15 protein-coding genes are annotated in these 20540 nt (G+C 59.0%); 9 read left to right on the plus strand and 6 right to left on the minus strand.

From position 1 onward, the window contains the following. Positions 1-101 precede the first annotated feature (101 nt). Positions 102-281 carry a hypothetical protein gene (locus AOA59_RS08285; protein WP_003193095.1) on the minus strand — a complete coding sequence of 60 codons (180 nt, stop codon included), beginning with the start codon at positions 279-281 and terminating at the stop codon, positions 102-104. 324 nt (positions 282-605) lie between these two features. On the opposite strand from AOA59_RS08285, the gene AOA59_RS08290 reads away from it, so the two are divergent. From AOA59_RS08290 to AOA59_RS08300, 3 genes are all read left to right on the plus strand, one after another. After that, positions 606-1442 (plus strand): S1 RNA-binding domain-containing protein, encoded by an 837-nt coding sequence (locus AOA59_RS08290; RefSeq protein WP_028617391.1) that lies wholly within the window; start codon positions 606-608, stop codon positions 1440-1442. A gap of 52 nt (positions 1443-1494) precedes the next feature. Further along, complete coding sequence (locus AOA59_RS08295) at positions 1495-1893, plus strand: DUF2177 family protein (protein ID WP_058422121.1); 399 nt, start codon at positions 1495-1497, stop codon at positions 1891-1893. 198 nt (positions 1894-2091) lie between these two features. Beyond that, positions 2092-3534 carry an NCS1 family nucleobase:cation symporter-1 gene (locus tag AOA59_RS08300; RefSeq protein WP_099486797.1) on the plus strand — a complete coding sequence of 481 codons (1443 nt, stop codon included), beginning with the start codon at positions 2092-2094 and terminating at the stop codon, positions 3532-3534. On the opposite strand, the gene AOA59_RS08305 is transcribed toward AOA59_RS08300, so the two are convergent. Next, positions 3446-4645 carry an MFS transporter gene (locus AOA59_RS08305; protein ID WP_099486799.1) on the minus strand — a complete coding sequence of 400 codons (1200 nt, stop codon included), beginning with the start codon at positions 4643-4645 and terminating at the stop codon, positions 3446-3448. The genes AOA59_RS08300 and AOA59_RS08305 overlap by 89 nt on opposite strands. Before the next feature lie 104 nt (positions 4646-4749). Between AOA59_RS08305 and AOA59_RS08310 the strand changes: the two genes are divergently transcribed. The 3 genes from AOA59_RS08310 to AOA59_RS08315 all read left to right on the plus strand — a co-directional run bounded on the left by AOA59_RS08310 (position 4750) and on the right by AOA59_RS08315 (position 8311). After that, a complete protein-coding gene (locus AOA59_RS08310; RefSeq protein ID WP_056861481.1) occupies positions 4750-5643 on the plus strand; it encodes a LysR family transcriptional regulator in 894 nt (297 codons plus the stop codon). 142 nt (positions 5644-5785) lie between these two features. Then, complete coding sequence (locus tag AOA59_RS33110) at positions 5786-5908, plus strand: PA1414 family protein (protein WP_017134862.1); 123 nt, start codon at positions 5786-5788, stop codon at positions 5906-5908. A 318-nt stretch (positions 5909-6226) separates the two neighbouring features. After that, the gene (locus tag AOA59_RS08315; RefSeq protein WP_099486801.1) at positions 6227-8311 is read left to right on the plus strand and encodes an FAD-dependent oxidoreductase; all 2085 of its coding nucleotides are present in this window, start codon (positions 6227-6229) and stop codon (positions 8309-8311) included. 70 nt (positions 8312-8381) lie between these two features. Here AOA59_RS08315 and AOA59_RS08320 read toward each other — a convergent pair whose 3' ends face one another. From AOA59_RS08320 to speB, 4 genes are read right to left on the minus strand one after another with little or no spacing between them, the layout of a single operon-like run. Next, positions 8382-9764 (minus strand): sodium:solute symporter, encoded by a 1383-nt coding sequence (locus AOA59_RS08320; protein ID WP_017134863.1) that lies wholly within the window; start codon positions 9762-9764, stop codon positions 8382-8384. Positions 9765-9799: 35 nt separating this feature from the next. Beyond that, positions 9800-11311 carry a cytosine permease gene (locus tag AOA59_RS08325; protein WP_099486803.1) on the minus strand — a complete coding sequence of 504 codons (1512 nt, stop codon included), beginning with the start codon at positions 11309-11311 and terminating at the stop codon, positions 9800-9802. A 21-nt stretch (positions 11312-11332) separates the two neighbouring features. Then, positions 11333-11752 (minus strand): nuclear transport factor 2 family protein, encoded by a 420-nt coding sequence (locus AOA59_RS08330; protein ID WP_099486805.1) that lies wholly within the window; start codon positions 11750-11752, stop codon positions 11333-11335. Next, positions 11752-12702, minus strand: coding sequence for an agmatinase (speB, locus tag AOA59_RS08335; RefSeq protein WP_056861477.1), 951 nt, complete (start codon positions 12700-12702; stop codon positions 11752-11754). The genes AOA59_RS08330 and speB overlap by 1 nt, the downstream gene beginning before the upstream one ends. A 230-nt stretch (positions 12703-12932) precedes the next feature. Here speB and AOA59_RS08340 point away from each other — a divergent pair, with 230 nt between their 5' ends. The 3 genes from AOA59_RS08340 to AOA59_RS08350 all read left to right on the plus strand — a co-directional run bounded on the left by AOA59_RS08340 (position 12933) and on the right by AOA59_RS08350 (position 20434). Then, a complete protein-coding gene (locus AOA59_RS08340) occupies positions 12933-13826 on the plus strand; it encodes a LysR family transcriptional regulator (RefSeq protein ID WP_024076785.1) in 894 nt (297 codons plus the stop codon). A gap of 6 nt (positions 13827-13832) precedes the next feature. After that, positions 13833-14432, plus strand: a complete 600-nt coding sequence (locus AOA59_RS08345) for a tRNA-uridine aminocarboxypropyltransferase (protein WP_099486807.1) — start codon at positions 13833-13835, stop codon at positions 14430-14432. Positions 14433-14596: 164 nt separating this feature from the next. After that, positions 14597-20434, plus strand: coding sequence for an NEL-type E3 ubiquitin ligase domain-containing protein (locus tag AOA59_RS08350; RefSeq protein ID WP_256593036.1), 5838 nt, complete (start codon positions 14597-14599; stop codon positions 20432-20434). Positions 20435-20540 lie beyond the last annotated feature (106 nt).

Raw genomic sequence — 20540 nt, forward strand, 5'->3', positions numbered from 1 at the left:
TCGATTGGCGTATCAGGAGATGTAGCAGAAGGGTGTTTCAGACTCTAGTCCTGGCGCCTTGAAAGGCAAGACGCTTAGGAGCTAGATGCGACGCGCGGGTATTACTTTTTGCCCAGGCTGATCTGCTTGGACGGGCCGAAAGTCTGGCCGCTCACGCCCTTGGCAATTTGCTGGATTTCACCGCCGGACTTGAGGAAAGCAGCAATTTGGCTGTTGATCGATTCGCTGGTTTCAACGGCGGGAGCTGGCTTTGCTTTGCTATTGGATGCTTTTACGCGCATGGCGGCCACTAACCTGTAGAAAATTAACTTGGCCAGGCATCGTACAGGAAATACTTGACAATTGCTTGGCAAATATCCCCTGGGAATTACGCGAGCCGCTGTAATCGGCCAAAGTTTGACCTTTAAATAAACCGCTAACTTACTGTTTTAACTCGAAACCACAGGGTTTGTTCGGCGGCTGGCCACCGGCAAAATTCGATCGATTGATCAGACGAGCGGGGCGGTGCCATTACCCGGCCACGCTGGCCCGCGATTTTTCAGGCGCACGCGCGTGGCGGCCGCAACTCGGGTAGAATGCCGCCCACGTAACGAAGGTATCTGGAAATGGCTTTAGTCGGGCGCTACAACAGCTTGCAAGTGGTTAAACACACTAACTTTGGTTTGTACCTGGATGGTGCGCAAGATGGCGAAATCCTCTTGCCTAATCGGTATATCCCCAAGGATATTCCCAGTGAAGATGAAGACTGGCTTAACGTTTTCATTTACCTGGACAGCGATGACAAACTTATCGCGACGACTGAAAAACCGAAAGTTCAAGTCGGCGAATTCGCCAGTTTGAAAGTCGTCGAAGTCAACAGCATCGGCGTCTTCCTCGACTGGGGTTTGCCAAAAGACCTGTTGCTGCCGTATTCGGAAGAGAAACGCCAGTTGACCGCCGGTGAATACTGCGTGGTGCACGTCTACCTCGACAAGCACACCAAACGCATCACCGCCACTGCGCGACTTGACCGCTACCTGGATAAGACGCCTGCCAACTACCAGGTGGGCCAGGAAGTCGACTTGCTGGTGGCCGAAGCCACCGACATGGGCTTCAAGGCGATCATCAACAACAAGCACTGGGGCCTGATCCACAAGAACGAAGTGTTCAAGTTCCTGCGCCCGGGCAAGGAAGAGAAAGGTTTTATCAAAGAGATCCGCGCCGATGGCAACATCAGCCTGAGCCTGCAGCCGGTCGGCCAGGAAGCGGCCTCCAGCCTCAACTCGAAGATCCTCGCCAAGTTGCGTGAAAACAACGGCAGCCTGCCGGTCAGCGACAAGAGCGACCCGGCGGTGATCAGTAATTTGTTCGGTGTCAGCAAAGGCAACTTCAAGAAGGCCATTGGTGCGCTCTACAAGCAGGGCCAGATTGTGATTCATGCCGATCGCATTGAACTAAGCTGATCGCGTTTTGTTCTTCTGTAGGTGCCGCTCGGCGCCTACAGAGGCTGCAACCATGACCCGCAAACTATGCTTCGCTTACCTCGGCACCTTACTCGCGTTTCTGGTGCTCGACGGCCTCTGGCTCGGCGTTTTCATGGGCCCGACCTACAAATCCCTGCTCGGCGCGCTGATGCTTGATCAGCCCCGCTGGCTGCCCGCCGTGCTGTTTTATCTGCTGTATGCCCTCGGTTGCGTGGTGTTCGTGGTCCTGCAAAGCGGCAGTTGGCAACGAGCAGCACGCCTTGGCGCTCTGCTCGGCCTGGTGGCCTACGGCACCTATGACCTGAGCAACTGGGCCACGCTGCAAGGCTGGTCAGCCGGGTTGGCACTGATGGACATGGCCTGGGGCACCTTCCTGACGGCGGTCTGCTGCAGTGTCGGCTATCTGTGTGCACATCGGGTGCAGCGTTGATTGTGTACAGGATTAACCTGCACCGTTGCTGAGCACAACCCCCGCCTATAGGCCCTCATAAACCCCTTTGCAACACCGTTTTAGAGAGATTGTGTGCCATTGGCACGCATTCTGCTGAATGCCTCGTATACAAACCATGCCGCCTCCCGTATGCACACCGTTACGGCAGCGCAGGCCGGTATTTCGAGGAGCCAAGCGATGACCGAACAATTGCCCAAAGGCTACAGCCCACGCCTGTACAACCAGGACCTCGGGCCGCTGCCGCAAAAGTGGACCTGGTACAACATTTTCGCCTTTTGGATGAGCGACGTGCACAGCGTCGGCGGCTACGTGTTCGCCGCCAGCCTGTTTGCCCTCGGGCTGGCCAGTTGGCAGGTGTTGATCGCCTTGCTCGCCGGCATTTGCATCGTGCAGTTGATTGCCAACTTGGTGGCCAAGCCGAGCCAGCAAGCGGCGGTGCCATATCCGGTCATCTGCCGGCTGGCATTTGGTGTGTTTGGTGCGAATATTCCGGCGGTGATTCGTGGTTTGATCGCCGTGGCCTGGTACGGCATCCAGACGTATCTGGCGTCGAGTGCCTTGATTATCGTAGTGCTGCGCTTTTTTCCACAGATGGCGGTGTATGCAGAGCCGCACTTTGCGGGCCTGTCTTACCTGGGCTGGTTTGGTTTCCTCAGCTTATGGGCGTTGCAGGCAGCCGTATTCTGGGCGGGCATGGAATCCATCCGCCGTTTTATCGACTGGGCGGGGCCAGTGGTCTATGCGGTGATGTTTGCCCTGGCCGGCTGGATTGTGTGGAAGGCAGGTTGGTCGAATATCAGTTTCACCCTGGCGGAAAAATCCCTGTCAGGCTGGCAGGCGTTTGGCCAAGTGATTGTGGCGACGGCGCTGGTGGTGTCTTACTTCTCCGGGCCTACGCTCAATTTCGGTGATTTCAGCCGCTATTGCCGCAGCATGCACGACGTGCGACGTGGCAATTTCTGGGGGCTGCCGGTTAACTTCCTGGCGTTCTCGCTGGTGACCGTCGTCATCGTGTCGGGCACCTTGCCGGTGTTTGGCGAAATGTTGCATGACCCCATCGCCACGGTTTCGCGCATCGACAACAGCATGGCCGTGCTGCTCGGCGCCTTTGCCTTCGTGACCGCCACAATCGGCATCAACATTGTCGCCAACTTCGTGTCACCAGCGTTTGATTTCGCCAACGTCGCGCCGAGCAAGATCAGTTGGCGCGCGGGTGGCATGATCGCGGCCGTGGCCTCGATCTTTATCACGCCGTGGAACCTGTTCAACAACCCGCTGATGATCCACTACACCCTGGATATCCTCGCCGCGTTTATCGGGCCGCTGTTCGGGATTTTGATCGTGGATTTCTACCTGATCAAGAAGCAGAAAATCGACGTGGATGCCCTGTTCGACGACAGCCCGAGCGGCCTTTATTACTTCGACGGCGGCGTGAACTGGACAGCCGTCAAAGCCTTGGTGCCGGCGACGCTGGTGGGCGTCGCGATCACCTTCACGCCCGCGTTGCAGGGCATGGCCAATTTCGCCTGGTTCACCGGGTGTTTCCTGGGAGGGCTGTTTTTCCTGGTGCTGGCACGGCGTGGACAGGTTCGTGCGCCAAGGTCGCTGGTTGCCGGTTGACCAACACCGTACCTGCCACCACCAAGCCGCAACCGGCAAAGATCAAGGCCGGTTGCAGGCCGCCGCTCACGTGGCTGCTCACCGAGGCCAGTAATGGGCCGCACAATTGGCCGATAGCAAAACTGGCGGTGAGCAGCCCAGTGCTGCGCTGGTAGCCGTGGGGCGCCACCTCGCGCAAACGCGCCATCACCAGTTGCATGCACGCCAGGAACGGCGCACCACACAGCAACACACCCAGCGCCAGGCCCCAGCCATTGCCCAGCAGGCAGGCGAATACGCCGGCCGCTTGCAGCCACAAGGTCGTCATCAACCAGCGGCGGGTGGTGTTCGGGTCCTTGCGCCGCAGGCTCGCCACCACTACACCCAGCGCCGCCGCCAGGCCAAAGCACGGCCAGAACAGGTCGGCTTGCCAGGCGCCTTTGAACTGCGCGCTGGCCATCTGCGACAAGAAGGTCGCGGGGATGATGTAGCCCAGGCCATACAAGAAGTAGATCCAGCACAGGTGTGCAATGCTGGCGTTGCTGCCCGCGCGGGTGGCATGGGCCACCGTCACGGTCGGCTTCGGTAAAAAGGGCAGGATGGCCAGCAACATCACCAATGCCACCACGCCATAGACCAGCCACAAGGTCGCAGAGTCTTCACCCAACAGATTGGAGCCCAGTGCCAGCACCCCGGTCAGCAGAATCCCCAAGCCCGGCCCGGCAAACACCAAGGCCCCCAAACGTGGACGCCCGGCGGCAATCGCCAGCGGCTGGCTCAGACTGGTGATCATCACCAGCGCCCAGGCGCTCGCCACGCCAGTGCCAAAGCGCAGCAGTAAATGCGGCCAGAACCCATGCGCCCAATATGACCCCAGAGTCAGCAGCACGCACAGCCACAGCCCGCCATACAAACGCGCTTTTATGTGGTGATGGCTGCGGGCGAAGATCGAGTCCACCGCGCCGACGAAATAGCCCAGGTAGTTGGCGGCCGCAATCAGGCCGGCGCCGGTCAGGTCAATCTGCCCCTCGCTGAGCAAATGTGGCATCTGCGGGGTGAGGGCGAAGCGCCCAATGCCCATGGCCATCATCAGGGCGATAAAGCTGGCGGTTAAGCGAATCAGCGGTGACATGTGCAGGTTTCCTACGGGGAAGCAAATGACCTGTAGGCTAAAGTGGATTGACTTTCTGTAAAAATGAATAATAGTGAGTAACTTGTTCAGTTTTGGAGAAAGGTGTGGAGTTCAGTCAATTGCGCATCTTCCAGGCCGTGGCGGAAGAGGGCTCCATCACCCGCGCGGCTGAGCGCCTGCATCGAGTGCCCTCGAACTTGTCCACCAGGCTCAAGCAAATGGAGGAGCAACTGGGCGTCGAGCTGTTCGTACGCGAGCGCCAGCGTTTGCAGCTTTCTCCTGCGGGCAAAGTGCTGCTGGACTACAGCACCCGTCTGCTGGCGCTGCATGATGAAGCCCACGGCGCGGTGCAAGGAGGGCAACCGGCGGGCGATTTTGTGCTGGGCAGCATGTACAGCACGGCCGCAGTGCATTTGCCCAAGTTGCTGGCGCGCTATCACAAGGCGTATCCGATGGTGAACCTCCAGGTGCAATCGGCGCCCAGCGGCGAGTTGCTAGAGGGCTTGATCACCGGGCGTCTGGACGCGGCCTTCGTGGATGGCCCGATAACGATCGCGACGCTGGACGGTGTGCCCCTGTGCGAAGAGCGCCTGGTGATCATTTGCGAGGCGGATCACCCGCCCGTGCGTGGCCCCCAGGATGTCGCCGGCCGTTCGGTGTTCACCTTCCGACGCAGCTGCGCCTACCGTGCGCGCCTGGAAACCTGGTTTTCCCACGAGCGTGTGGCCATGGGGCGTGCCATCGAGATTGAGTCTTACCAAGGCATGCTCGCCTGCGTGATCGCCGGCTCCGGCGTGGCATTGATGTCAGAATCAATGCTCGACAGCCTGCCAGGCAAGGACAGCGTGTCCGTTCATCCGTTGACCGGGCCTTTTGCCACTGCCACCACCTGGTTGATGTGGCGCAAGGGCATGCTCGGCGCTAACCTCAATGCATGGATCGATCTGCAACAAGAGGGCAAGGCCGATTTCCTGCAAGACACGCGCGCGATTGCTTGAACGATCCGTCAGGATTCGGATCAATCCTGTAATAGTTCGTTGTGGTTTCGTTCAAGCATTACGTAAGACTTAGAGCTACTATCACTGTAGGAAAAGGCGACAGAACTCCCGCCTAGCCGCATTACCCTCAAAGGGGGCAACCATGAAAGAGAAAATTCAAAACTGGCTCCACGACCTCGGCGTTGCGCTGGGCCTGATTGAACCGCCGCTGCAGCCTATTCCGATTCGCACGGATGACGAGCAGCGTCGTCCGCGTCGCCGCTAAGCTCAGGTAGCAACAGGTTTAGAATGTGGGAGTGGGCTTGCCCGCGATAGCGGTGTATCAGTCGATAAAAACTTGACTGACACACCGCTATCGCGGGCAAGCCCGCTCCCACAGTTGTTTTGTGCAAGGTAAAAAAACGGGCGCGACATGCGACGTTTCTTTCGCGACAACAGCTCTCATAACTCTAAGTGTCGGAACCGGACTACCTGTTCTTCAGAATCGGCTGGCTTATTTCAATCCAAATTATGCGCTTAGGTTGCAACCAAGCACGTAGCTTTCCTCGGATTAAAAGTAAGTCAGCGTTCCTGGAGACAAGCAATGAAGCTCTCTTGCGTTCCCCCAGTTGCCGCGTCATTGATCGCCACCACCGGAAATGTTCTGCACATCGCCCCGGTGTCCAGAGGCTGGAAGGCTGATGCGCCCGCCAACGTCGTATTTTTCCCACCTACACTGACCAAGCAAGCGCTGCTCATGCAGATAGGGCTTTTGCGGCCTTCAACCCTCATTGTCGGGGACCAGATTATCGATGCGGACGTCATCGACCAATGGCGCATATCCCACCCATTTGGAACCCTCCATTTAGTCCGCAGGGGAACGAGTCTGGATAAGGTGGCACTTGAACTGTGTGCGCTGAACGATATACGAGTGGTCAATACGCCTGGGGTCAATGCTGCGCATGTCGCAGCCTATATCGCCTATTGGTTGACACTGGCCGATGGTTCCATGCCCCGCGATGTTTGCGTGATGGGATATGGCAACGTGGGAAAAGAACTTGTCCGGTTGTTACTTGATCGAGATCCGGATGTTCGGATCAAGGTTATCAACAGACAAGGGCGAGCGCCGGATAGCAGCGGCAACACCCTGTGCCATTCCAGAGTGTCATTTGTCGCAGACTGGCGCGGGGCATTGCATGACGCTTATGCCGTGGCCATTTGCCTGTCCCTGAACGATGAATCCGCTCATCGCATTGATCGGTCTCTCATCCAGGGTTTACATAAAAACGCTCGCCTCGTCTGCGTCGCCAAGCCGGACGTCTTCAGCGATGACGCTTTGCAGAGCCTGGCAACGGCTGAAGATATGCAGCTGGTATTGGACTACGGCCCTAAGACACTGGACGCGTTTCGAATACGCACCCAAACACTCGGCTGCAATGTCTGCACGTGGCGCAAACCGGCGACGCTGACGACCCAGGCGGCAACCACCGAAGCCTGCAAATGCGACCTGGATTACGCGGTCTCTGTTCAGTTGAGCTTGATGGCCCTGCGCGGCGTGGTCAGCCGCAGATTGACGCATTCGATGACGATCCCCGCTGAGCAGGCAGATACAGGTGCGCCGCGCGTATCGATCATCGGCCGAGGAGTCAACGGCCTTTTCCAAGCCCTGATGTTCCGCCTGGCCAATTATGAAGTTATGGTTTACGGAGGAAATCAGTCTAGTGATGGCGCCAGTCATAAGCCTGTGAACATGCGTCATCTGTCAGCAACCGAGACGACGGCAAAGCCGCTGCACAACGCTTATCTGACGCCCGCTAATCAGCATTTAGCCGTTGAGTGCAATCGCGCAGGCATCGAGCTATTCGAAAAGCTCCTGGCCGACAACCCCTCGCTGGCGCAATTCGCGCGGCCAGGGATTGTGCGCGCCTACGGTGATAAGGCCAGTGATGTAGAGGCCGCAATCCGCGAGCAAAAGGCTATCGAACATAGGTGCTGGCCAAGCGGCAAGTGGGGAGGTGAAGCTGTCGAGATCAGTCAACGTCAATTTCAGACAAATTATGGAATTCCAGGGATCGGTCGAGCTATTCAGGTATCGGGCTACGAGCTGGAATTTACCCGGCTAATGGATGAGTTAGTAACGCTGTTGCAGCGCTCTGGGGTTCAGTTTCGACCCGAGTACCTAAACCCTGTCCAAATTGCTGATCTGAGCAGAGAACACTTTGTCGTCACGGCTATGGGCATAGAGGAACCGGAAGCTATCGCAATCATCGGCTGGTTTTTCAAGCTGCGTGCTGTCGGCGGTGAAGGTGCCGAAATGCATGGACTCAAGCTGCAATACGATCTGCCAATTGGCGTCATGAATTGCCGTCTGGACGAGGGCTGCATTCTTGTCTCTGGCGGGCAAGTTCCTCCCGATTCGACGCCGGAATGCAAGGCGCAGATATTGACGGCATGCCTGGACGTTGTTTCTCGGCACTTTCCAGTGTCTTATCGCAGGGCAATCGAAAGAGGCGATTTGCAAATCATCGAATGCGCCAGGCCCGGCACCGCAGACGGTCTCTCAATCGTCCACTGGTCCGCCTACAACCAAATCGTGGCCGGGGCAACGTATGCCGGGGGCACCACGCAGGGATTGTTATGGGCCTCCCTGGTCCAGGAAATCATTCAGGCGAAAGCGCCCGATAATTGAAGAATAAAAAAACGGGCGCGACATCCGACGTCGCGCCCGCTGAAGAAACCGCTTTAAATTCCGTTACCTGTCAAATGGCCCGAGCTACCGAAGCCTCTGGCCGGCGCGACAACAAGCTCACCAGCACAAAACTCACCAGCCCAACCGCCAGGCTGTAGTAGATCGGTGTGTTCGCGTCCAGGCCGTCTTTGAACATAAACACCAGCGCCGTCACAAAGCCCAAGGTCATGGAAGCAATGGCGCCGGAGGTGGTGGCGCGTTTCCAGAAAATCGCGCCCATCAGCGGGATCAGCATGCCGCCCACCAACAGGTTGTAGGCCAGGGTCAGGGCGCTGATCACGTCGTTGACCACCAGCGCGATACCCAGCACGGCGATACCAGTCAGCATCGTAAACAGACGGTTGATGCTCAGGCTCGACTGCTTGCCGCCACGCAGGCGTGGCAGCAGGTCTTCGGTCAGTACGGTGGAAGCGGCGAGCAGGCCGGCGCTGGCGGTGGACATCATCGCGGCCAGTGCGGCGGCGATCACCAGGCCACGGATGCCGTCTGGCAGCGAGGCTTTGACGATGGCGGCGAAGGCGTTGTTGACGTTGTCCAGGTTCGGCAGCAGCACGTGCGCCGCCATGCCGATCAGGGCGCAGGCCAGGCCGTAGAGGATGCAGTAAAAACCGGCGAACGTGCCTGCGTATTGGGCGACCTTTTCGTCACGGGCGGTGAACACACGTTGCCAGATGTCCTGGCCGATCAGGATGCCGAAGAAGTAGATCATGAAGTAGGTGATGATCGTGTCCCAGCCGATTTCGGTGAAGCTGAAATTCGACGCTGGCAGCTTGGCCACCAGTTGATCCCAGCCGCCGACGCGGTACAGGCAGATCGGCAGCAGGATAAACATCAGGCCGACGGTCTTGATCACGAACTGCACGATATCGGTCAGGGTCAGCGACCACATGCCGCCGATGGTCGAATACACCACCACCACGCCACCGCCAAGCAGCACCGAGACCCAGAACGGCAGGCCGAACAGCACTTGCAGCACGGTACCGATAGCCAGGATCGAGGTCACGCCGATCATCAGCGCGTAGGCCAGCATGATCACCGCACTCGCTTGGCGGGCCATGGGGTTGTAGCGTTTTTCCAGCACCTGGGTGACGGTGAAAATCTTTAATTTGAGCAGCGGCTTGGCCAGGAACAGGTTCAGCGCGATGATCCCTGCGCCCAGTGCGGCGCACAGCCAGAAGCCGGAAATGCCATGCACATACCCCAGGCGCACGGTGCCGACGGTGGATGCACCGCCCAATACCGTGGCGGCCATGGTGCCCATGTACAGCGACGGGCCAAGGTTGCGGCCGGCCACCAAATAGTCTTCGTGGGTCTTGGCGCGACGCATGCCGTAATAGCCGAGCACGAGCATGCCGGCGGCGTAGATGAGTACGACGAATAAATCCAAAGCCATGACGGCGAGTCTCCGATTATGGTTTTTATGGGCGATCAGGCGGCTTGTTGCAGCGCCGGGTTAACGTGCGAATCCGTGCGCCGGCTGCGAGGGTCGGCCGGGCCGTAGACGGCGGCCGGTTCCGGAAACACACGAAGCAAGCTCAGGTACACCACCGACGCCAGCCCCAGGGTCACTGGCAGGCTGATATCGATGCCATCGGCCAGGTTGCCCAGCGGCCCGACAAATTGCCCCGGCAGGTTGACGAAGCACAGGCCCACCACTGCGCTCGGGATCCAGGCGCCCAGGCCGCGCCAGTTCCAGCCGTGGCTGAACCAGTAGCGCCCGCCGGTTTCACCGCGAGTGAACACTTGCAAGTCGTCCGGGCAGTAGAAGCCCCGGCGCACGATCAGGCCGATGATCATCATCACCATCCACGGCGTGGTGCAGGTGATGATCAGCACAGCGAAGGTCGACACGCTTTGCACCAGGTTGGCGGCGAAACGTCCGATAAAGATGAAGGCAATCGACATTACCCCGATCAGCAACGTGGCCTTGACCCGCGACAGCAAGCGCGGGAACACACTGGACATGTCCAGCCCGGTGCCATACAGCGAGGTGGTGCCGGTGGACATGCCGCCGATCACCGCGATCAGGCACACCGGCAGGAAGAACCAGCTCGGTGATACGGCCAGCAAACCGCCGACATAGTTGTTGGCCGCGATGTAGTCCGGCGCCTTGATCGCCACGATGGTCGCGGTGGCCAGGCCGAACAGGAATGGAATCAAGGTGGCGATCTGCGCCAGCACCACCGCCAGCATGATGCGCATTTTCGGCGTTTCACGCGGGATGTAGCGCGACCAGTCTCCCAAAAACGCCCCGAAGGAGATCGGGTTGCTCATGGCCACCAGTGCCGAGCCGATGAAGGCCGCCCAGAAGCCAGCCTGGCCCAAGGCGACGGTGCCGGCGAAGTGGCTGTCGAACGCTGGCGCGAAGGCGAAGATGCCCAGCAGGAACAGCAGGCTCGCCGCCCACACCGCAATGCGGTTGACCCACAGCATGAAGCGAAAGCCGTAGATGCACACGGTCAGTACCAGCAGGGCAAACAGGCCATAAGCCAAGCCCAGGGTCAGGTCGGTTTCAGGCAGGCCAATCAGACGTTTCGCACCTCCCACCAGCGCGTCACCCGAACTCCACACCGACAGTGAGAAGAAGGCAATCGCCGTCAGCAGCGACAGAAACGAGCCGACAATCCGCCCGTGCACACCAAAATGCGCACCGGAAGACACGGCGTTGTTGGTGCCGTTGATCGGCCCGAACAGGCCCATCGGCGCCAGGATCAGCGCGCCCACCAGCACCCCCAGCACAATCGCCCAGACACCGGCCTGGAACGACAAGCCGAACAGCACCGGAAACGAGCCCAGCACGGCGGTGGCAAAGGTGTTGGCACCGCCGAAGATCAGGCGAAACAGATCCTTGGGCCCGGCGCTGCGTTCGTGGTCCGGGATCTGTTCGACCCCGTTGGTTTCTATTTTGCGAATACTGCTTTCGTTGTTTTTATTATTCATGATCAGCTCCGATCACATTGGCTAAGGGGGCGGCAGCCCTTCCGGCATAGCGGACAAATGTTCGTGACAGGCCAGCCACAGGCCTTGTTGTTCTAGGTGAGACGCTTGCCGTTTGAAGACAATGGTCTCGCGCTCCTGGCTAAAAAATTGCTCCCCGTTCATGCGCAGCTCGGTGGCCACGTCATGAATAAAAATCGCCACGTCACCTTGCAGGCTGACCACGGCATTGCTTGAGCTGCAGGACAGCACCTCAAACCCCTCGTCCGCGCGCCAGCTGTCCCACAACGCCTGGTAGGCATCGCGGCTCAGCAGCGGTTGGGGGAGGGTGTAGAACACGAAGCTGGCATCGGCGCTGAACGCGTCGAAGTAAGCCTCGCGGTCATTCGCGGCGAAGGCCGCCACCAGATCGGCGGCGGCTTTCAACACCTCATGGGCGCTCATCAGCGGTGCGCCACGCCGGGCAGTACGCAGAGCATCTCGTACAACAGGTTGGCACCGAGCAGCGAGGTGTTGCCGGTGGTGTCGTACGGCGGCGAGACTTCTACCAGGTCGCAACCAACCAGGTCGAGGCCCTGGCAACCACGGATGATCTCGATCGCCTGGATGGTGGTCAGCCCGCCGATTTCCGGGGTGCCGGTGCCAGGTGCCCAGGCCGGGTCGATGCCGTCGATATCAAAGCTCAGGTACACCGGGCCGCCACCGACTTTTTCCCGCACTTCGGCCATCAGCGGCGCGAGGGAGTGGTGCCAGCATTCTTCGGCCTGGACCACACGGAAGCCCTGTTTGCGGCTCCAGTTGAAGTCTTCGGCGGTGTAGCCCTGGGCGCGCAAGCCGATTTGCACGACGCGGTCGCAATCGAGCAGGCCTTCCTCCACGGCGCGGCGGAAGGTGGTGCCGTGGGCGATTTTCTCACCGAACATATGGTCGTTGACGTCAGCGTGGGCATCGATGTGCACCAGCCCGACCTTGCCGTGTTTTTTGTGGATAGCGCGCAGGATCGGCAGGGTGATGGTGTGGTCGCCGCCCAGGGTCATGGGGATTACGTCGTGCTCAAGGATCTCGTCGTAGGCTTCTTCGATGATGCGCACGGCGTCGAGCAGGTTGAAGGTGTTGATCGCCACGTCGCCAATGTCGGCAACCGACAGTGAGTCGAACGGTGCGGCGCCGGTGGCCATGTTGTAAGGGCGGATCATCACCGATTCGGCGCGGATTTCACGCGGCCCGAAGCGGGTGCCGGCGCGCAGCGAGGTACCGATATCCAGGGGAACGCCGACAAATGCGGCGTCCAGGCCCTTGGCCGTCTGCAGGTGGGGAAGTCGCATCATGGTGGCGATGCCGGCGAAGCGCGGCATTTCGTTGCCGCCCAGTGGTTGGTGAAAAATCTTGTCCACGGGAGTGCCTCATCGTTGTTTTGTTTATTAGTGGCCGATTCTGCGAAAAGCCCGTGGCGGGAAGAATCGGCAGAGGCAAATACTTAGTTCAGATTTTTCTAAACTAATGCTTGGGTTAAACTCGGCCACAAATGTGGGAGCTGGCTTGCCTGCGATGGCGGCGTTGAATTCACTGGTGCTATCGCAGGCAAGCCAGCTCCCACAGGATTTTTGTGTTCCGCGGAGAACAAATGGCCAACGCCTTGCCCGACCTGAAACTCCTGCGCATCTTCGTCAGCGTCGTGCGGCACCAGGGGTTCGCCAATGCCCAGCACGAACTCAACCTGTCGACGTCGGCCATCAGCACCTACATGAGCCAACTCGAATCGGCCTTGGGCCTGGTGCTGTGCCATCGCGGCCGGGGCGGTTTCAGCCTGACCAGCAAGGGCGAGCTGTTCCATCAGGAAACCTTGCGTCTTTTAGGTGAGCTCGAAGGCTTCGAGCAATACGCCGCCGCCCTCAAAGGCGAACTGCGCGGCACGCTCAAGCTGGGCGTGCTGGACTCCACCGTCAGCGACAAGGCCTTGCCGTTCGCCGAAGTGATCGGTGCCTACAGCCTCGAACACCCGGCCGTGCACCTGCATCTGTCGGTGATGAGCCCTTACGAGCTGCAACTGGGCGTGCAGGACAACCGCCTGGATTTGGCCATCGGCGCCTTTTCCAACCGCATGAGCGGGCTGGTCTACATGCCGCTGTACCGTGAACAGCATTGGTTGTATTGCAGCACGCGTCACCCTTTGTTCAACGAACGGCGTATCCCCGAGCAGGTGATCACCCAGCAGCGCATGGTCGGCCGAGGCTATTGGAGCCAGGCCGAGCTGGCGCGGCATGGTTTCAAACACAGTGCGGCCACCGTGGAAAGTATGGAAGCTCAGTTGATTCTGGTGCTGTCCGGCGCCTACATCGGTTACCTGCCCGAGCACTACGCCCAGGCCTGGGCCGACAAGGGCGACCTGCGCGTCTTGCTGCCGGCAACCTTCGGCTACCAGGCGCCGTTCTCGATGATCATGCGCCGAGGCCGCAGCCGCGAACCGCTGATCCAGACTTTCCGCGATCTACTCAAAGCCCAGCTCAACCAGGCCTGATAAACGATGTCCAGACCCCAATGCCCTCGCTGCCTCAGGCCGGTTACTCACTGTCTGTGTGCGCTGATCCCCAGCCTCGACAGCCGCACCCGCATCTTGCTCTTGCAGCACCCGAGTGAGGTCAATCACGCGCTCAATACCGCGCGGTTGGCTGCACTGGGCTTGAACAATGCGCAGTTGGTGGTGGGCGAGGTGTTTGACGACCTGGCCACGCTACTGAGCCCGCCGGGTTATCAGGCACGTCTGCTGTTCCCGGCTGACGACGCGCAGCCATTGCACGCCTATATGCCTGACGATCAACCTTTGTTGCTGGTGGTGCCCGACGGCACTTGGCGCAAGGCGCGCAAACTGCTGCACCTCAACCCGCTGTTGGCGGCTTTGCCGCGCGTGACCCTGGCGGGTGAACGCGTCTCGCGTTATCGGTTGCGCAAGGCACCCGGCCCGGGCGCGTTGTCGACGGTTGAAGCGATCGTGCAAGCGTTGCAGGTACTCGAAGCCCCGGCTTCATTCGATGCATTGCTCAAGCCGTTCGATGCATTGATCGAAGGTCAGATTGCGGCGATGGGGGAGGCGGTCTACCAGCGTAATCACGTAGAGCCTACATAGCTACCGCCCGGCGTAAGCACCGTTGGATAGGCTCGTCATTTATCACACCCCCCGAGGGAAAAATGACAGAGCCTGACGTGACACCCCCAGCCCCGGATACGTTATCTGCGTATATCGAGGAACAACAAGCGCTAGGGCCGTTGATGTCTGGCGCCGAGTGGTCCATGACGCGCGTCCTGATGCCTTTGCGCAAGTCTCTCGAGCGCTTTTACGGCTGCCTCGATGTGCAGCAGCAGCAAGACTACGTCCGTTTGCAAAAGGCCTGCATCCGCGCGCAAACCGCTTTCGAAGCGGCCATTGATCAACTCGGTGCCGACCTGGAAGCCACCTCGTTGTCGACGCTGAGGGCAGCACTGAAAAAACTCGCCGGTAAAGAGGTCGATCCCAAGGTCGCCCGTATCCATACCCGCTACGTGAAACCGGCTGTTACATCGACGCCAAACAACCCGGCTCTGAGGGTTCCCCGCGTTGCGGATGACCGCGTAGACAGCACGGGGCTGTCCAGCGTCACGCTGTGGGAGGCCGCGTGCATGAACTACGGCGGTTTGTCGGGATGGGGGTTTGCGGGGCATGTCAGCCTGGAGGAGGCCAGTTACCTGGATTCGAATGTCGGAATCAGCGCGGCGGATTTTATCAAATTGGTGCGCGACCTCAATCTTGGCACGCTGTTGCGCAAGCGCCTGGATAGCGCGCTGCAGAGCTCCACGCAATTGGGCGCGCAGGTAATGGCGCTGGCAACCGCAGAGCTTGAATTTGCGCTGATAGAGGCCTTGAGGACCAGCGACCGAAGCCGCGTTGACCGGGAAAAATACCAGGCTGTGGTGAGTGCGTTGTCAGACAAGTCGCTTTGGGGGGTTACCCAGGAAGTGAAAATGTTCATTCCCCATGGCCCGGACAATACTAATGGGACCGAACGCTTTGGCCTGCTCGGCGTCTACACGGACCTGCCAAGAGGCGACTACCTGAGCATTCCCTATGTGATTTTTTCCGTCAAAGACTGCAAAGGTGTGTTCAGCTATTTCCCCGACCGGCCGGGTGGCGCCCTCAGGCACTACGACAAATTTTCGGAGGCGTCCAAAGAGTTTTACCTCGGCTTCAAAGCGTTCCATACGCGTAAAGAAATGGGGTGGTTGTATCAGTCCATGTCGCTGCCGGATTATGCGCGCTTGAGCGCCAGGTCAGCCAAAGAAAGCATGCCGGAGGGGCTAGATGCCTTTGCCCGGTTCTTGTACCGGTTGTTCGGGCGTGCACGCAAGCTTACTCAGGTCGACCACCTCGGCTACAAGCCCGAGAGCGTCTACAACGCACCAACAGTCAGCCTGTATCGTTTTTACATCGAGCGTTGCCGAGCCAACCTCAAGGTATTGGCGCATGAAACGCCGGGCATCATGGCCACCTTGCTGGAGTTTTCCCAGACACTGTTCGGTGAAATCATCAGCCTGCTGTTGATCCCGGTGCCAGGGCCGTTGAAAGGTCTGGGGCGGTTGAGAGCGTTCGCCATGTTCACTTCAATAGGGCAGGCACTTTTCCAGGGGCTGCAGAAGGATGGTCGTGGCGACTTGGTGCAAGCGGCGATGGATGTCGCTGACTTGCTCAGCAGCAGGTTCCTGCACGCACGTTTGGCCCCGACTGTCAGGCGCCGGCATCAAGCGTTGTATGAGCGGTTGGCCCAGCAAAGCAAACCGCTGACCGCCGCCGAGCGCGAGAGCCAGACTGACGGTCAACTGCTGGAAAAAATGCTGGGCGCCAGCGATGTGCCGCCACAAAAGCTGGAACGGATCGTCACCCTCAGCAACAGCTCGAGAGCCGACCTGGACCAGGTCTGGGAGGGAGCACCGCCCTCGGCATCGCTGGTTGAGGCAGTGCATCGGTTTAACGTCGACCGGCTGATCGACTGGGCAGTCGAGGGGGCCGACGCCAGACGTCCCGAGGCAATGGGGGCGGTTGAGATTCTCGCTCCGCTGCTCACCCAGCATAAGGATTGGCCGAAAAGCACTGCCTTGAGCATTCAAAATCCGCATGGTGTGGAAGTGCGGCGCTATAGCAAACGTGCGGACCATAAGACCACGGCGGTGGTCACGGTAACCGCGTTGGAAGGCGATCTGTTTGCTCATTCAACGCCACGGCGGATTACCCTTAGTTTGCCTCAGGCCATTGTCGATTTGCTCCCCGAGGTTTTTTTATCGGGCGAGACGACGTTGGCCGAACAACTGGCCGGCAAGGCCGACGCCTTGCGATTGGATCTGTTTGAGGCGCTCACGGAATATGCCAATGCCAGTCGCTCTGCGGCCCCGACCGTGTCTGAGGCAGTGCTTCGATTACTGCCTGACAGTGTGGCCGACGATACCCCTGCGCACGCGGTGATCGAGCAGTTACACACATTGCACCCGCTGTTGAGCCGGGCACGCTTGCTGGAGGTAGTGCGCCAACACCCGTTGTCGGAACATCAGCAGACACAACTCCTGCACTCGCAATTTCAACCCGAAGCGCTTTACACCGCGCTGCGCGCTGCCCGTCAGATAGCACGCGCAGAAGCCATGGTTGACGGCGTACTCCATCCTCGGCGCTTCAATCAAGACACTCAGGGCTGGGCCACAGAGTTTGCCGCCGGGGCACTGCGTGACCTGACCGGCCAGGTACTGGTCATCAGCCCTCAAGCGCAAGCGATACCTTATGTTTCGCGAGGGCCGCTGGACAAAACCATTGTCGTGATCGACCACGGGGGCGGACAGTTCTCACTGTATGACGCTCAATCGCCCACCCCACGGGCGACCGAAACCGATGATTTATACCAAACGGTCGTGAGCCAAATCTCTGAACACGACCTGCTACGGTTGAAGTGGGACGCGCAGAGCGCCGCCTCTCAGTTCCGTTACGCAGTGGCCCGGACCTTGCTCGACAACCTTACGCCCGATGGCAGGTTTTATCCGTCACGCCGTGAGATCGGGCAGTACGCCAGCGTGGTCGAGACGTCAAATATTGTGCCCGAGCCTGACGCGCTCGGCCTCTACAGCCTGGGTGCCGATCGCTACCTGTTTATCGACGGCGAGTATTTCAAGGTCGTCCAGGGCCAAGGGCTTGAGCCCTGGCGTATTCAACACCCGTCTCTGGAGCAGGCTTATGCACCCGTGCTGACCCACAACGGTGCCGGCGCCTGGCGTCACGAATGGGAAAACCCACTGACCTGGGACGGGCAGAGACCGTTTCAGCGTCTCGGGCCTTGGGTACGTGAATTGACGCCGGATGCCATTGTGCAGATCCAGCAGATCAGTGGCGTGACGCCGGCTATCCTGCGCCGGGTGCATGTACGTAACGAGCGCCCCCCGCTCATCTTGCGCGAGACGGTTGAGCGTTTCACGATTCATCAGCGGGTCAAATCGGGTGTGGAGGTCGGGCGGGACTTTTACGACGAGCTGCTCGGTGAGGTCGGGCCTGAGGCTGCCGACGCATTGGCCGGGGTGACGGCGGCGTCTCGCGCCGATCAAGTCGCGCTGCTGGAATCCAGGGTGGTCGAGGACAAGCCACAGATGGAGCGGCTTTTTTTCAAGGCGCTGTGTCATAAGGCAGAGCAGTCATCCGAGCCTTTGGCGCAGGTGCTGCAACGTGATTTTCCCAGCTTGTCTGCGACAGTTGCCGACAGCCTGGCGCGTCAAGCCTCGGCTGATGAGAGGCAGAGCCTGGAGGCCGGCCGCGTTCCCTTGACTCTCACGCCTTATATCCGCTGGTACCTCAAAGCGTTGCGCAGAGCCAGGGCTGTGGAGGGGGTGTATCTGCCTGCGGCGATGAATGAAGACAGTGCGAAGTTAATCCTGCACACATTGCCGGATATATCCGGGTGGCCATCCCATTTGCGGGTTGAGGTGTGGGAGCGCGCAGTGCTGATCGACAGTATCGGCCCCACCGATGGGCCTCTCAAACGCGTACTGGAGCCAGTGGCTGGTCATTACCAGGCGTATATCCCCCACGCGGATGGCAGTCGGCAATCAGTGGGAGTTCCTGGGCATCTCCTGCCTGTTCTGTTAGGCGCGCTGCCGGCCCTGGAACGTCAGGCATTTGGCTACACCCATGCGTCCGGCGTCGAAGAGCTGGTGCAGGAGATTGGTCAGCGCTTGGGACGCAAAGAGGTATTGGCGGACAACGTGCTCAACATCGGCTGGCCCACTTGGCACAACCCACCCAGGCGCGTGGCCGACGGGCGAGTGGGTTATCCGCTGAGCGGCGAGGGCAGGTCAGGCGGCGTGAACCGTGGACAAGTAGCCCGATTTCGCCAGTTGTTTCCGACAAAGTCCGATACCGAGGCCGCCGAGATACTCCAGAACGTGAGTGATTCCTTCCAGGATTGCGAGGACATAATCAATTATTTGTTCAAGGAACAAGACACCTTGAAGGCCAGCCTTGAGCGTTGGTGTTTGTTGGGCGAACCCGCGAACCTTAAGGCCCAACTTGAAGCCTCCGAGCGCATTCTGAAGTGCTGGCGCAAAGAAGACTCTCCTCGAGGTGTGCCATTCGAGTTGTACCTCGACGGCTTGTCTCTCAACGGCCTGCCTGAGTTGAGTGCGCATTTTGGCCATGTGGTGAAATTGAGTGTCAGAAACAATCAGCTGCAAGATTTGCCAGCTAAATTCCTGAGGTGTTTCCCCGCGTTGCGTGTGCTTCAGCTAGACGGTAACCGGTTGAAAAATTTGCCGCGAGGTTTGGGGCAACTGATGTATCTGCATCGACTTACGTTGTCCCATAACCGCATCAAACCCACTATTTCGGATGTCATGAGTCTTCAGGAATTGACCGGCTTGACGGTACTCGATCTGTCCTGCAATCCGATCGGGTTTGGCCAAAGGTTAAAGTTGCATCCCCTCAAACGGCTCAGACAACTGATACTTAGAGATGCCAGGCTTGATGTGCTGCCCTTGGGGGCAGTGACGCTCGAACAACTGCGCACCTTCGACCTGCGCGATAACCGGTTCGGGGTCCTGACCGATTCTGATCTCTACATCAATGAAAACGTGCTGCGCGCAATGAACCTGCATGGCAATGCTCTTTCTCAGGCCAGCTTGCGGCTGCTCAGCCAATATCGGACGCGGCCGGGTTATCAGAATATTGATTTTGGCCTGTGGCACGACGGTGCCTTGCCGCTCCCTTCGATTGAGCGTTGGCTGACGTCGGTCCCTTTGAACCAAGTGGCGTTGTGGCGGGCTGAGTGGGCGTTGTTGGTGGGTGAGCAGATGGCAGATCGTTTTTTTAACCTGTTGTGGAACCTGTCTTCTCATCCGCTGTTGATTTCGCCGGAGCATCAAGCCTTGCGCCAGGACGTTACGCAGCGAGTCTGGCAGGTGATTGAAGGTGCAAATCACAACCGGGACTTGCAACAGATCCTTTTTCGCACGCCCTTGAATTACATGAGCGGTGGTATTGATGGCTGGTTGTTGTGCCTCAATGACATCGAACTGGCGATGCTGCCGGTGAAGATGCTGGCTGGAAACGTTGACGTCGCAGGCGCGGATTTTGTGAATTATTTTGGGGCTCTGCGCAGGATAAGTTCCATCGCCTATCACCTGTCACGGGAATTTGCGCAGTTATCCGCTCCAGAGCTGTGCGTGCAGATCCTGGCGTATCGAATCGCATTGGCCCCCAGCCTGGACTTGCCTCTGGCATTGCCAGGGCGGTTTGACGCGGCTACGGCAGTACCCAGTGCCAGGTCCGTGAATGAACTGCGTCAACGTATTATGCGTGAGGAGCTGCACCTCAATGAGCCTGAGCGACTCGCAAGTGAGGAGTATTGGGTGGGGTTTCTGAAGCTTAAGTACCCGCAGCGTTTTGACGCAGCACTCAAGCCATATCAGCTTGCGTTGGAGGAGGCGAACGAAAAAGTGGCAACTGGCATCATGAGCGAAGATGCGTACAACAACTACGCAAAAAGCCTGGTTGTGCCAGCGAACAACGCTGAGGCTGACGTGATTAGCGAATTGACCCTTGAGCAATGGAACGCTTTCATGATCGGGTAACTCACTGCTTATGCCTTTAAGCCATAAGCACCACACTTTGCGTGATATGGCCCGCCGGCCTTTCCCGGTATGATGTTCGCCCCCGCAGTCTGGATTGCGAATACGC

Origin of the sequence: Pseudomonas sp. 2822-15 (assembly GCF_002742515.1) — a bacterium.
In the GTDB taxonomy this organism is placed as follows: domain Bacteria; phylum Pseudomonadota; class Gammaproteobacteria; order Pseudomonadales; family Pseudomonadaceae; genus Aquipseudomonas; species Aquipseudomonas salomonii.

What these genes read in the sequence shown, in the direction of transcription:
- AOA59_RS08295 (WP_058422121.1), top strand. Translation starts at nt 1,495, where the DNA reads ATGACCCGCAAACTATGCTTCGCTTACCTCGGCACCTTACTCGCGTTT.
- AOA59_RS08300 (WP_099486797.1), top strand. Translation starts at nt 2,092, where the DNA reads ATGACCGAACAATTGCCCAAAGGCTACAGCCCACGCCTGTACAACCAG.
- AOA59_RS08325 (WP_099486803.1), bottom strand. Translation starts at nt 11,311, where the DNA reads ATGAATAATAAAAACAACGAAAGCAGTATTCGCAAAATAGAAACCAAC.
- AOA59_RS08340 (WP_024076785.1), top strand. Translation starts at nt 12,933, where the DNA reads ATGGCCAACGCCTTGCCCGACCTGAAACTCCTGCGCATCTTCGTCAGC.
- AOA59_RS33110 (WP_017134862.1), top strand. Translation starts at nt 5,786, where the DNA reads ATGAAAGAGAAAATTCAAAACTGGCTCCACGACCTCGGCGTTGCGCTG.
- AOA59_RS08315 (WP_099486801.1), top strand. Translation starts at nt 6,227, where the DNA reads ATGAAGCTCTCTTGCGTTCCCCCAGTTGCCGCGTCATTGATCGCCACC.
- AOA59_RS08345 (WP_099486807.1), top strand. Translation starts at nt 13,833, where the DNA reads ATGTCCAGACCCCAATGCCCTCGCTGCCTCAGGCCGGTTACTCACTGT.
- AOA59_RS08305 (WP_099486799.1), bottom strand. Translation starts at nt 4,645, where the DNA reads ATGTCACCGCTGATTCGCTTAACCGCCAGCTTTATCGCCCTGATGATG.
- AOA59_RS08320 (WP_017134863.1), bottom strand. Translation starts at nt 9,764, where the DNA reads ATGGCTTTGGATTTATTCGTCGTACTCATCTACGCCGCCGGCATGCTC.
- AOA59_RS08285 (WP_003193095.1), bottom strand. Translation starts at nt 281, where the DNA reads ATGCGCGTAAAAGCATCCAATAGCAAAGCAAAGCCAGCTCCCGCCGTT.
- AOA59_RS08290 (WP_028617391.1), top strand. Translation starts at nt 606, where the DNA reads ATGGCTTTAGTCGGGCGCTACAACAGCTTGCAAGTGGTTAAACACACT.
- AOA59_RS08350 (WP_256593036.1), top strand. Translation starts at nt 14,597, where the DNA reads ATGACGCGCGTCCTGATGCCTTTGCGCAAGTCTCTCGAGCGCTTTTAC.
- AOA59_RS08330 (WP_099486805.1), bottom strand. Translation starts at nt 11,752, where the DNA reads ATGAGCGCCCATGAGGTGTTGAAAGCCGCCGCCGATCTGGTGGCGGCC.